The following is an 11,994-nucleotide window of genomic DNA, read 5'->3' as shown; positions in this document are numbered from 1 at the left end:
GGCGCGCGATGGTGGTTCCTCGAAGGTACGAAAGAAACGGGAATGCACCGGCGCGCGGCCGGTGCATTGATGTCCTGAGGATACCCGCAGTCGCACAGCCGCCCGGCGTGTGCGACATGCACGTCAGCGCATCAGCGCGTCCGGCGGCGCCGGCGCATTGCCGCCATGGCCAGCAGCACCGAGGCCGATGTGGCCGCCAGACCCGCGAGGTTCCACACGGGAATGGCTGCAGCAGAGGTCGCCGCCATCACCATGATGCCGCCCGGATCGACCACCACGCCATTGGCCTGCAGGTCATCGTCGCCCAGGCCGCCGTCCTGGACTTCCAGGGTGTAGGTATTGGCCGAGATCACCTTGAAGCCGTCGTTGAAGGCATACCAGTGCGGTGCCGGGTTGGCCGCCGTGGGGCCGTACTTCCAGTACTGGGCACCCGCAGGCAGGGCCTGCGGCATGGTGACGCTGAGCTTCAGCGTCGCGCCTGAGTTGCAGCCCGACGAGCGCAGGTCCAGCACACCCAGCGGATAGGCCGCTGCACCCTGGGGTGGTGCAGCAGGCAGGCTTTGCGCACGCACCAGCGATGCCGATTGCAGGCTGCAGCCGCTGGCCGGATTGCTGACGGTCAGCGTCGCGCTGCCGCCTTGCAGGGTCGAGATGGTGGTGGCGCCAGCGACAGGGGCGTTGACCGTCAGGGGCTGCGAGGCGGGCCCCGCACCGCTGCTGGACTGTGCCGCCACGCTGCAGTTGTAGGCCACGCCGGGCGTCAGGCCGTTGACCGCCACCGTCGGAGTGCTGGACGTGCCCATCAGCACCGCGCCGCCGCCTTGCGGGACACATTGCGCCACATAGCCCGTGACCGTCTGGCCGGGGATGGAGGCCACCGGATCGAAGGTCAGCTGCACGGCCGTGCCCTGCGCGAAAAAGCCCGTATCGGCAGGTGGCTGAAGTGCGCCCGGAACGCTGCCGGACCAGACGCTCATCGCATCCACGCCGAAGAACAGGCTTTGCCGGTTGTCCACCTCGGCAATGCGCAGGCGCACGGTCTGGCCCGCGTAGGCCGACAGGTCGAACTGCAGCGACTGGTAGCCGCTGCCGCTGGCCGAAGGACCGGGCGCCGTGGCCGGCGGCCACTGGAAGACGTTGGCCAGCACACCGGCGCCCAGGCTGTCGGGCGCGGCGGCGGGGTTGATGACGTCGATGCGCACCTGCTGGTTGGGCGCAGCCACCGTGTAGTCAAGCGTGGCCGGCGCCGCAGCGACCTTGGCCGCATTCTGGACATAGACGCGGGCGCTCAGCGTGGCCGGGCTGCCCGCCGGAATGGCGACGTCCTGGTAGAGCACATGGCTGCCGGGGCCGGGCTGGTCGCTCATGAGGGCAAATGCCCCGTCGGGAGGTGCTGGCACGGCCACGGGCGTGATGGCGCCCCTGGCGCCTTGCTGGGCGGCGAAGCCGCCCTTGGAGCCGGCCTGGGACACGGATTGCCAGCCCGTGAAAACCAGGGAACCCGGACCGGAGTTCTGCTCGAAACTGCCGTTGGCCAGCAGTTCGGCGGCTTGCGCCGGGCCCAGGGCCGCAAACACCGCAAGCCCCAGACAGGACTTGCGGGCAACGCCTTTTACGCTGTGCATGATGCTGCCTTGCGCCGATCAGCGTTCGTAGACGGTGTCGGTGGGGGCGCTGTCCTGGGTGTTGCCCATGACCCGGTTGTTGTTGAACGAGGTGATCTTGCCGCCAGCCACAGCGTTGAACGCCTTGTCATTGCCGAACACCGTGGTGTTGGACAGGTAGACCTGGGCGGTCGTGCTCTGGACACTGATGGCGGCGCGGGCTGCATCGCCCTGGACCGGCTGCACATTGCCCAGCAGTTGCGAGCCTTGCACGAGCACAGAGGTGTTGGTGGCTGCAGCGTCCACCCTGACCGCCGCCTGCGCGAAGCCCTGGATCTTGACGTTCTCCACCACCACCTTGCCGGCCTGCAGGATGTTCACTCCGGACAGGCCCTGGTCAACGCCGTTGATGTCCAGGCTCCTGAGCACCACGGTATCCGAAGGGTTTGCAGAGACAGTGATGCCGTTCGTGCCAGACACCAGCACGCCGGCGATGGCACCGCCGCTGCCGTCAATGGTGATGGACTTGGTGATGGTGATCGCACCGAATCCGCCCGGGTCCAGCACATTGATCTCACCCTTGGCGGCCGTCTTGGAGATGGCCCCCGCAAACGTCTTGCAGGGAGCCGTGCGGCTGCAGGGGTTGACGTCATCGCCCACGCCCGAGACCCAGGTGCGCGTGGCCTGTGCCCAGGCGCCGGACGATGCCAGCGCGGCAGACGCGCAAACGATGAGGGCAGCCCAGCCGCGGCTGGACGGGAAAGGGGCACGGGGCATGAACGACATCGGAATCTCCGTAGGCGATGGGCTGCGGCCATGTTGCCGGAGCGGCATTTCATGCGCATTGTCAATAATTATCATGCAAACGAAAAACTTTTAGAAACACTATTTGCACAAAAAAAAGCCCGCACGCATGGCTGCGGCGGGCTGCTTCGGTGGCGCACCACCGAGGGACCGATCCGGTCTCGGCTTCAGGCAAACAGCTTGGCCAGCGCCTCTCCCGGCTCCTTGGCGCGCATGAAGGCCTCGCCCACCAGGAAGCTGTGGATGCCGGCATCGCGCATGGCCTTGACGTCCTCGCGGCTGCCGATGCCCGACTCGGTGACCAGCAGGCGGTCGGCCGGCACGTTCTTTTGCAGGTCCAGCGTGGTCTGGATGCTGACCTCGAAGCTGCGCAGGTTGCGGTTGTTGATGCCCACCAGCGGCGTCTTGAGCCGCAGGGCGCGGTCCAGCTCGGCGCCGTCGTGCACCTCGACCAGCACGGCCATGTCCAGGCTGTGGGCGATCTGTTCCATCTCGGCCATCTGCGCGTCGTCCAGGCAGGCGGCGATCAGCAGCACGCAGTCGGCGCCCATGGCCCGCGATTCATAGATCTGGTAGGGATCGACCATGAAGTCCTTGCGCAGCACGGGCAGGTGGCAGCTGGCGCGCGCCTGCTTGAGATAGTCCACGCTGCCCTGGAAGAACTGCTTGTCGGTCAGCACCGAGAGGCAGGCGGCGCTGACGCCCTTGCCGTCGCCATCGGCATAGCTTTGCGCGATGTCGGCGGGGATGAAGTCCTCGCGGATCACGCCCTTGCTGGGGCTGGCCTTCTTGATCTCGGCGATCACGCCGGCCTGGCCGGCGGCGATCTTGGCGCGCAGCGCGCCCACGAAGTCGCGCGTGAGCACGCGGCTTTCGGCGTCGCGGCGCATGTCCGCGAAGGGCATGCGCTTCTGGGCGGCGGCCACTTCCTGCACTTTCACGTCGCAGATTTGCTTGAGGATGTCGGACACGTTGCTTTCCTTGGTTTCTTGTATTCGGTGGTCGATGGGGGCTGCGCGGCTCAGGCCGTCAGCCGGGCCGTGTAGGCCACGAGTTCGTTGAGCTTGGCCAGGGCCGCGCCGCTGTCCAGCGCCGCCTGGGCGCGGGCCATGCCGTCCTCGATGCTGGAGGCCACGTTGGCCGCATACAGGGCGGCACCCGCGTTCAGGCAGACGATGTCGCGCGCGGCACTCTTTTCGCCATGGAGCACGCCCAGCAGCATGGCCTTGGATTCCTCGGGATTGTCCACCTTGAAGGCGCGCGTGCCCACCATGCGCAGGCCGAAGTCCTCGGGATGGATCTCGTACTCGCGCACCACGCCATCCTTGAGCTCGCCCACCAGGGTGCCCGCGCCCAGGCTGATCTCGTCCAGGCCGTCGCGGCCATAGACCACGATGGCGTGCTCGGCGCCCAGGCGCTGCAGCGCGCGCACCTGGATGCCGACCAGGTCCTCGTGGAACACGCCCATGAGGATGTTGGGCGCGCTGGCCGGGTTGGTCAGAGGGCCCAGGATGTTGAAGATGGTGCGCACGCCCAGCTCCTTGCGCACGGGCGCCACGTTCTTCATGGCCGGGTGGTGGTTGGGCGCGAACATGAAGCCGATGCCCACGTCGGCGATGCTGCGCGCGATCTGCTCGGGGGTGAGCTGGATGTTGACGCCCAGCGCCTCCATGGCGTCGGCGCTGCCGCTCTTGCTGCTGACGCTGCGCCCGCCGTGCTTGCTGACCTTGCCGCCCGCCGCCGCGATCACGAAGATGGAGCAGGTGGAGATGTTGAAGGTGTTGGCGCCGTCGCCGCCTGTGCCCACGATGTCCACCAGGTGGCGCTTGTCCTCCACATGGACCTTGTTGGAGAACTCGCGCATGACCTCGGCCGCAGCCGTGATCTCGCCGATGGTCTCCTTCTTCACGCGCAGGCCGGTGACGATGGCCGCCGTCATCACGGGCGACAGCTCGCCGCGCATGATCAGGCGCATCAGGTGCAGCATCTCGTCGTGGAAGATTTCGCGGTGCTCGATGGTGCGCTGCAGCGCTTCCTGGGGGGTGATCTGGGTCATTGCGGTGTCTCGGTTGGTGCCGGCCTGCTCAGGCCTTCTGTTCCAGGAAATTCTTGAGCATGGCGTGGCCATGCTCGGTGAGGATGCTCTCGGGGTGGAATTGCACGCCCTCGATGGCCAGGCTGGTGTGGCGCACGCCCTGGATCTCGCCGTCCTCGCTGGTGGCCGTGATCTCCAGGCATTCGGGCAGGCTGGAGCGCGCAATGGCCAGCGAGTGGTAGCGGTTGACCGTGAACTGCTCGGGCAGGTCGGCGAACACGCCCTTGCGGTCGGTGGTGATGACGCTGGTCTTGCCATGCATCTGCTGGCCCGCGCGCACGATGTCGCCGCCGAAGGCCGCGCCAATGCTCTGGTGGCCCAGGCACACGCCCAGGATGGGCAGGCGGCCCGCGAAGTGCTGGATGGCCGCCACGGAAATGCCGGCTTCTGCCGGCGAGCAGGGGCCGGGCGAGATCACCAGGCGGTCGATCTTCTCGCGCTCGACCAGGGCGATCACCTCGTCCAGCGTGGCCTCGTCATTGCGCACCACGGTGACATCGGCACCCAGCTCGCCGAAGTACTGGACGATGTTGTAGGTGAAGCTGTCGTAGTTGTCGATCATCAGCAGTCTGGTCATACCGGCTCCTGGGTCTCAAAGGGAAAAACGGGTGGCGCGGGCATGCCGCAGCGAAGGCTGGCGCGGGAATGCGCGCAATGCTGCCTGGGTCTGGAAGGGGGAATCTGAGGGCATCTGGGCAATCTCCTGGGTTCTGGGAGCCGCCGTGCCGGGGAGCCATCTGCTGAGTGAGCCTTGCTGCCGTCACGGCGGCAAGGTGCGGTACGCAACCGCGACGACGTGCCGCTTCCTTATTGGAAGCGCCACCACTGTGCAACGATGATCGAAACGGGCGTACCGTTCATGGCTGTCTTGGATCGAGAGTTCAGGTGTCTGGAAGACGGGAATGCAGCAGGCTGCATGGCGGAGCATGCTAACACAGGGTCCGCGCAGCGTGGCGGGACGACCCTGCAGGCGCCTCACTTCAGGAAATCCGGCTGGTCGAACTTCTGCTTCAAAAAGCGCCCGTTGGCCAGCAGCGCCTGCGCATCGCTGGCCGCCACATGGGCCACCACCTGCTGCATCTGCCCGGCCAGCAGCGCCAGCTGCTCGGTCAGCAATTGCCTGGGCGTCTTGCCGTCCTGCACGGGCTGGGTGACACGGAACAGCGGCGGCAGCGCCGCATAGTGCGACAGCGTGGCGGGCAGGTACTGCAGCACCGTCTCGCGCACGGTGAACAGGCCGTCGTTGAAGACCGGGCCGGCGTCGGCCAGCGAGGGCAGCACCTCGTGCACCGAGCCGCGCACGCTGTCCAGGTGCTTTTGCATCTCGGGCGTGAGCATCGGGCGGGCCTTTTGCACCAGCTCGTCGATGCGTTCGCGGATGTCCTCGGCGCTCCAGTGCTGCTGCAGCGCCCGCTCGAAGCTGGCGCCCGCGGGCTGCAGGGCCCAGCCCAGCAGCAGGCCCGCGACGTACAGCCCCAGCGTGATCCAGCCCCAGCCGGCGCCGATCACGCCGGCAAACAGCAGCACCGGCCCCAGCAGGGCCAGCGCCAGGCCGGCGAGGTTGCCGTTGCCGTAGAAGAAAAGCTGCAGGCGGCGCATCAGGCGGGTCCGATAGGTGGCGGCGCTGTCACTGGTAGCCCCGGATTTCCTTGAACACCAGCGGCAGTCCGCTCTTGCCGGTGTTGCGCGCATCGAAGGCGCGCCCGCCCGTCAGCGCGGCCAGGGCCTGCATTTCGCCGGACTGCGCCTCGCCAAAGATGATGGGAAAGACGCGCACCAGCGGCGCGCCGCCGTCGCGCGCCATGCGCTGCTCGCGCTCGAACGCGGCCCAGTCGCGGCCGGCCGTGTTGGCGCCATCGGTCAGCAGCACGATGCTGACGAAGCGCTCGGGATCGGCCCGCAGTTCCTGGCGGGCCTGCTGCTGGGCCAGCGTGAGCGCGTCGTAGATGGCCGTGCCGCCGTCGGCCACCAGGCTGTCGGCATAGGCCAGCACCTGGGCGCTTGCGGCCTGCAGGTCGCCCGCCGCGAACTGCACGCGCGCGGGCTGGCCCACCAGGCCCGAGAACGGAATCAGCAGCACGCGCTCGCGCGCCTGGAAGGCGGCATAGCGCTGGCTGGCGGCCGATGCCTCGGCGCCGGACAGCAGCTTGAGCGCCTCCTTCATCTGCGCCAGCCGCGCACCCTTCATGGAGCCGCTCACGTCCAGCACGAAGATGCTGGTGGCCGGACGGCGCAGATCGCTCTGGTAGGCCGAGAGCACGGCATCGATCACCTCCAGCCGGTTCGGAAAGCTCAACTCCACCACGGGCGCCGTGGGCAGCGCCGGGCTGGCCTGTGCCTCGGGGCTGGCGGGGCGCAGCTGGGCCTGGCGCAGCGGCTGGCCCTGGAAGGCGGGGGCCTTGAACTGGGCGACCAGCCGGTCATAGTCTGCGCGCCGTGCCGCGTTGAGCAGCATCAGCGGATAGTCGGCCGAGATCACGCCGTCGCGCGGGTAGACCAGGGTGAGCCGGTCGGCGGCGAGCAGCTTCTCGTTCAGGCGCAGGATCACGGCCTCGTAGTTGACCAGCGCATCGACGGCGCCGGGCTCACGCTCGAAGGCCTCGGCCAGCCAGCCGGAGCTGCCGGCGGTGAGCTTGTGGCCCGACAGGAAGTCCTTGAGCACCTTGGCATTGACCTCCCTGGCGTCCAGGTCCTCGGTCTTGCCGGCCACGGCCGAGGCCACGGCGAACAGTGCGCTCATGCCGGTGTTGGAGCTGGCCGGATTGGTCATGCCGTAGCGCAGCCGGCCCTGGGCGGCAGCGCGTGCGATGTCGGCCCAGGTGGGCGGTGCCTTGTCCCAGCCCAGCTTTTGCAGCACGGGGACCTTCACGCCCAGGGCCACGCGCGAGTAGAAAAGCTTTTCGCGCGCCAGCGGCTTGTTTGCCAGCGCCAGCGCGGGATAGGCGCCATTGGGCGGCAGGATGGCGTCGTACTGCTCGCCCGCATTGATGCGCTCGACCATCTCCAGCGTGCCCGCATAGCTGAGCTTGAGCGGCACGCCCGCCGCCGTGGCGGCCTGCTCCAGCGCGGGCGCCACGTCCTTGAGCTCGGAGCCGGCCAGCACGGTGAATGCACCCTGGGGAGCGGCGGACGGATCGGACTTGGCGGCGGCCTGCTGCGCGGGTTCGGGCGACTTGCCGCAGCCGGCCAGGGCCAGCGCAAGGCCCAGCAGCCACCAAGCCGCCAGGCGCTGGAACATGCTCACAGCACCACCTCGCCGGCGGGCGCCTGCAGCGCCTCGCGCACGTTCTCGCGGCGGCTCTTTTCCAGATAGGCGCGGGACTTGTCCACCTCCTGCGACAGCGTGTCCACCGTGGTCTGCATGGAGGCCAGGGCCTTGACCTTGAAGTCGGCCATGGCGTCCATGGTCTGGTAGATGTTGCCGAAGGCCTGCTGAAGTTTGGCGATGTCGATGGTGCTGCTGGCCGCCTGCTCGTGGATCTTCCCGCTTTGCTCGCGCAGCAGCTCGCTGGTGCCGGCGATCAGGTTGCCCGTGGTGGTGTTCAGCGCCGTGATCTGGTCCAGCACCAGCTTCTGGTTGGCCAGCGCCTGCGCCACGATGACGGCCGTGCGCAGGGCGGAGACCGTGGTGGTGGTCGCGCGGTCCACGCCCTTGGCCAGTTCGAGGTTGTTCTTGCGCACCAGGTCCAGCGCCAGGTAGCCCTGCACGTTCACCGCCATCTGGGTGAGCAGGTCGGTGACCTTCTGGCGTGCGTAGAACAGCATGTCCTCGCGCACCACGCGCGCCTTTTCCGGGTCGCTGGCGTCCAGTTGCGCCGCCTTGGCCTCCAGCGCCGCGTCCAGCTTCTTGCCGATGTGGATGTATTTCTCCAGCCGCTCCATCAGGCCCCACAGGTTGGCCTTTTCCTGCTCGATGGCGGCGTTGTCGCGCAGCAGCTCGTCCTTGCCGCGCTTGAGGCTGTCGATGATGGCGTTCAGGTGGCTCTGGCTCGACTGGAACTTGTCGAAGTAGTCCACCAGCCTGTTGCCCATGGGGATCAGGCCCAGCAGCTTGCGCGGCTTGAACAGGTCGTCCTGGCGCGAGGGGTCCAGCGCCTCCACCTGGCGGCGCAGGTCGATCAGGCCCTGGCCGATCTGGCTGCCCTGGTCGAACAGGCCGTTGTTCAGCGTCTTGACGGGGCGCTCCAGCATGCGGTTGGAGACGGCCGCAGCGGCCTGCACCTCCTTGTTGCCCATGCCGTGGATGCGCTCGACCGCGCCCTTGAACGCGGGCGACTGGCTGTCGTTGGCGGTGATGTCGTCGATGAACTGCGCCACCTGCGCGTCCAGCTGCTGCACTTCCTCGGCCTTGAGGCGGACCTTGCCGCTGGCCGACTCGATGGGCACGGGCAGGGCGGGCGCAGGCGGCTCCAGCACGAAATCCTGCTCCTGTGCAGGCACGGCCACGGCGGCGCTGGCAGCGGTGGTCTGGGGGGTGTTGCTCATCGGTTGCTCCTGGAACGTTCGGTCATTTGAAGCGCTGCTCCATGTCCACGATCATTCGCTCCAGCCACTCCTGGCTGGGCGGTTCGATCACATCCACCAGCTGCGCGGGCGCCTGCACGCCCTGCCCGGCCCAGCGCTCGGGCCCGTGCGTGTCGCCGCCGGTGCGAAAGCCGTATTCCTGCGCCAATGCGCGCAGTTGCGGATCGGATTCGAGCAGTTGGCCCACGCGATCGCCCGCAGGCGTGTAGGGCACGAGCACATGCTTGGAATACAGCGTGGGCTGCGGGTAGAGCATCACCATCTCGCCGCTCCTGCGCTGCGGGTGGCGCAGCAGGAACTCCACCAGCTGCGATTCATAGGCCACCAGCAGCGGCGCCTTGCCCATGCCCAGGGCCAGGTAGTCCTCGAAGGGGCCGGCCGACGAGCTTTCCTGGAAGCCCTGGCGCAAAAACAGCGGCGCCACCTGCGGCAGCACGCGCTCCAGGTCGGCCGGGCTTTGCACCACCTGCTGGCCGTTGAGCACATAGCTGGCCAGCGCCAGGTACATGGCCGCGCTGTTGGAGCTGCGCACATCGGTGCTGGCGGGCAGCACGGCCTTGCCGGTGGCAAAGGCGCCGGAGGCCTTCAGGTCACGCCAGCGCGTGCCCTTGCCGGCCATGGCCAGCAGGGCGGGAAGATCGGTCACGTAAAAGAAGTCGCCCTGCTTTTGCACAACGCCATTGGCGATCAGGATCTCGGCAATGGGCCGCCAGCTGGCGAACACGATGGGCGTGTAGAACGGCGTATAGACCGTGCCGGCCCTGGCCGCCGCCTTGAGCTGGGCCGCAGCCGGCGCCCCCGAGGGAAAGCCGAAGTCGTACTGCTTGGGGTCGTAGCTGTTGGCAATGCTGCGCGAGCCGGCCTTTTGCACCGTCACCGTCACGCCGTGGCGCGCCAGCACGTCGCGCACGCGCTCGTCCTGGAAGAAGGCTTCCTTCTCGGAGCCGATCAGGCCGCGCGTCGTCACGGACTGCTGCTGCGTCAGCTGTGCCTGGCGGTCCTGCACCAGGGCCGTGCGCGAGTACCAGATGCCGCCGCCCACGGCCGCCAGCAGCAGCGCCGCCAGCCCCGCCGCCAAAGCACGGCGCGCGTTCATTGAGAGGCTCCGCCCTGGATGACGGCAAGATGAAATTCGGTCATGAACGCGCGGGCCGTTGTCATGTCTTGTTCAAAAAAACTTCTTATACGGAAGTTTTGTGACACAACGACGACACGCGGCCCGGCCCGCGCCGCGACTACCTCAACGCGACTACCTCAACGCGACTACCTCAACGCGACTATCTCAGCGCGACTACCTCAGCGCGAGTTGCTCAGTGAAGCTGCGCCCGCCGGGCGTTTCGCGGTGCTGCTGGGTGCGGTGCTCCACCAGCTGGTCCCACGTCTGCATCTGGCGCTCTTGCGTCTTGCGCAGCGCGCCGGTGACCTGCTTGCCGGCTGTCTCGATCAGCGTGGTGATGGTGCGGCTGTCCTGCACCTTGGTCAGGTCATAGTTGCCCGACTGCAAATCCAGCATGCTGCGGTTGCGCGCCTTTTTGGACTCGGCGTTCAGGGACTCGCTCACCACCTGGGCGATCGACTCGCCCTCCGTGCCGCGGGACTGCCGGGTGGTCCTCTGGCCCACCTGGTACTCGGCGCGGCCGATTTCGGTCACGGCGCCGAATTCATTGGTGTTCTCGAAATCACCGCTGAAGCTGGCCTGGAAATCGGCCAGGCCGCTTTGCAGGGACTGCACGGAACGCTCCAGCCCGGAGAGTGCGGCGATGGCGCCCGGCGCGGCCGGCGCCTGCGCGTTGTGCAGCTGACTGAAGGCACTCTTGAACATGTCCACCAGCGCCGCATCCGCACGGCCGCGCTGCGCGGCGGCATCAAAGCGCTTCAGATGCTGGTCCAGCGCCGCCTGGCGCTGCGAAGCACTGGCGCCCACGGGGGCATCGGCCTCCAGGTTGACGGCCAGCTCGCCCGCCGCGCCCTTCATCGCCACCGATCGGCCATCGGCGCCCACATGCAGGCTGAACGAGGACAGGGGCTGCGAAGGCTTGGGGTTCTTGATGTCCAGGTCCAGGCCGGACAGCACGCTGCGGTCGAAGTCCATCAGCTTGCCCAGTTCCAGCTGGGGCTTGCCCGGCTTTCCCAGGCCCTCCAGCGCTTCGTCCAGCCCGTCGGCCAGCTGGGCAATGGCCGCACTCTCGGCCTGGCTCAAGGTGCCGGAACTCTTGACCTCGACCCGCAGCCCGCTGCTGCTGCCCGCTTCGCTGCCGTCGTTCGTGGCAATCCGCAGCTCCACGGTCTGGCCCGATTGCGTGCGGATCTTCAGGCTCACGGTGGCAGCGCCCACGGACACATCGCTCAGTGCGGACCTGTCCAGGGCCTGCGCATCCGCGCTGCCTGCGACGGAGTCGGCCGCCGTGGGCGCCTGGTACTCCGCCACCGTCTGTTGGTAGTCCGACGGCGTGGCCGCAAAGCGCGACAGCAGGGCGCCGCCCAGGCCGCGCCAGCGGTCGGCCAGGCTGGCCGACGGGCCCAGGCCCAGGTTGCGTGCCATCAGGGTGCTGATGTCGTCCCTGTCTTGCGAGGCCCAGGCCCGGGTCAGCCTGAACTGGCCCGGTTCCACGGGCTGCGGTTTGGCATAGATGACGCTGGACCCTGCGGACTGGCCCAGCGTGACCTGCGTGCCCGGGTCGGCGGGTGCAGCAGCTGCCGTGGTCGCTGACGACCTCACGGACACCGTGGGCCGCATGCCCGCAGCGCTGGCGGCAAAGCTGGCGCCGGTGGAGGAAATGCTGGTCATGGATTGATCGTCTTCCTTCGGTCTGGTCCTGACTGAATGTGGCGGCCCAGGTTTTTGCAGGCAGGGGATTTTCTCTGTTCATGGACCATCGGCAGATTTCCGGTTTTCTTTACCTCCCGTGCACCAATATGGTGTGAATACCTTGTATTCATTGAAATCCGGCCAATACAGGCAATGTT

10 protein-coding genes are annotated in these 11,994 nt (G+C 67.6%); all 10 read right to left on the bottom strand.

Annotation, left to right across the window (positions count from 1 at the left end; translation table 11 throughout):
* Positions 1-131: 131 nt before the first annotated feature.
* Positions 132-1,625: a fibronectin type III domain-containing protein gene (locus tag DACI_RS03940; RefSeq protein ID WP_012202704.1), complete on the bottom strand. Its 1,494-nt coding sequence runs from the start codon at positions 1,623-1,625 to the stop codon at positions 132-134.
* Between the two features lie 18 nt (positions 1,626-1,643).
* Positions 1,644-2,381 carry a right-handed parallel beta-helix repeat-containing protein gene (locus DACI_RS03935; protein WP_197968067.1) on the bottom strand — a complete coding sequence of 246 codons (738 nt, stop codon included), beginning with the start codon at positions 2,379-2,381 and terminating at the stop codon, positions 1,644-1,646.
* Between the two features lie 194 nt (positions 2,382-2,575).
* Complete coding sequence (gene trpC / locus DACI_RS03930; protein ID WP_012202702.1) at positions 2,576-3,379, bottom strand: indole-3-glycerol phosphate synthase TrpC; 804 nt, start codon at positions 3,377-3,379, stop codon at positions 2,576-2,578.
* Between the two features lie 50 nt (positions 3,380-3,429).
* The gene (trpD, locus tag DACI_RS03925; protein ID WP_012202701.1) at positions 3,430-4,464 is read right to left on the bottom strand and encodes an anthranilate phosphoribosyltransferase; all 1,035 of its coding nucleotides are present in this window, start codon (positions 4,462-4,464) and stop codon (positions 3,430-3,432) included.
* A 28-nt stretch (positions 4,465-4,492) separates the two neighbouring features.
* The gene (locus tag DACI_RS03920; RefSeq protein ID WP_012202700.1) at positions 4,493-5,080 is read right to left on the bottom strand and encodes an anthranilate synthase component II; all 588 of its coding nucleotides are present in this window, start codon (positions 5,078-5,080) and stop codon (positions 4,493-4,495) included.
* Positions 5,081-5,478: 398 nt separating this feature from the next.
* The gene (locus DACI_RS03915) at positions 5,479-6,102 is read right to left on the bottom strand and encodes a hypothetical protein (protein WP_012202699.1); all 624 of its coding nucleotides are present in this window, start codon (positions 6,100-6,102) and stop codon (positions 5,479-5,481) included.
* 28 nt (positions 6,103-6,130) lie between these two features.
* Positions 6,131-7,741, bottom strand: a complete 1,611-nt coding sequence (locus DACI_RS03910; RefSeq protein ID WP_012202698.1) for a vWA domain-containing protein — start codon at positions 7,739-7,741, stop codon at positions 6,131-6,133.
* Between the two features lie 2 nt (positions 7,742-7,743).
* A complete protein-coding gene (locus DACI_RS03905; RefSeq protein WP_012202697.1) occupies positions 7,744-8,988 on the bottom strand; it encodes a toxic anion resistance protein in 1,245 nt (414 codons plus the stop codon).
* Between the two features lie 22 nt (positions 8,989-9,010).
* Positions 9,011-10,123, bottom strand: coding sequence for a hypothetical protein (locus DACI_RS03900; RefSeq protein WP_012202696.1), 1,113 nt, complete (start codon positions 10,121-10,123; stop codon positions 9,011-9,013).
* A 195-nt stretch (positions 10,124-10,318) separates the two neighbouring features.
* Positions 10,319-11,815 carry a hypothetical protein gene (locus DACI_RS03895; protein WP_012202695.1) on the bottom strand — a complete coding sequence of 499 codons (1,497 nt, stop codon included), beginning with the start codon at positions 11,813-11,815 and terminating at the stop codon, positions 10,319-10,321.
* Between the last annotated feature and the right edge of the window lie 179 nt (positions 11,816-11,994).

This window comes from Delftia acidovorans SPH-1 (assembly GCF_000018665.1).
Lineage (GTDB): Bacteria > Pseudomonadota > Gammaproteobacteria > Burkholderiales > Burkholderiaceae_C > Comamonas > Comamonas acidovorans.
Note: the sequence above shows the minus strand (reverse complement) of the source record. Positions and strands in the feature narration are given on the sequence as shown.

What these genes read in the sequence shown, in the direction of transcription:
- DACI_RS03900 (WP_012202696.1), bottom strand. Translation starts at nt 10,123, where the DNA reads ATGAACGCGCGCCGTGCTTTGGCGGCGGGGCTGGCGGCGCTGCTGCTG.
- DACI_RS03940 (WP_012202704.1), bottom strand. Translation starts at nt 1,625, where the DNA reads ATGCACAGCGTAAAAGGCGTTGCCCGCAAGTCCTGTCTGGGGCTTGCG.
- DACI_RS03910 (WP_012202698.1), bottom strand. Translation starts at nt 7,741, where the DNA reads ATGTTCCAGCGCCTGGCGGCTTGGTGGCTGCTGGGCCTTGCGCTGGCC.
- DACI_RS03920 (WP_012202700.1), bottom strand. Translation starts at nt 5,080, where the DNA reads ATGACCAGACTGCTGATGATCGACAACTACGACAGCTTCACCTACAAC.
- trpD (WP_012202701.1), bottom strand. Translation starts at nt 4,464, where the DNA reads ATGACCCAGATCACCCCCCAGGAAGCGCTGCAGCGCACCATCGAGCAC.
- DACI_RS03915 (WP_012202699.1), bottom strand. Translation starts at nt 6,102, where the DNA reads ATGCGCCGCCTGCAGCTTTTCTTCTACGGCAACGGCAACCTCGCCGGC.
- DACI_RS03905 (WP_012202697.1), bottom strand. Translation starts at nt 8,988, where the DNA reads ATGAGCAACACCCCCCAGACCACCGCTGCCAGCGCCGCCGTGGCCGTG.
- DACI_RS03935 (WP_197968067.1), bottom strand. Translation starts at nt 2,381, where the DNA reads ATGCCCCGTGCCCCTTTCCCGTCCAGCCGCGGCTGGGCTGCCCTCATC.
- DACI_RS03895 (WP_012202695.1), bottom strand. Translation starts at nt 11,815, where the DNA reads ATGACCAGCATTTCCTCCACCGGCGCCAGCTTTGCCGCCAGCGCTGCG.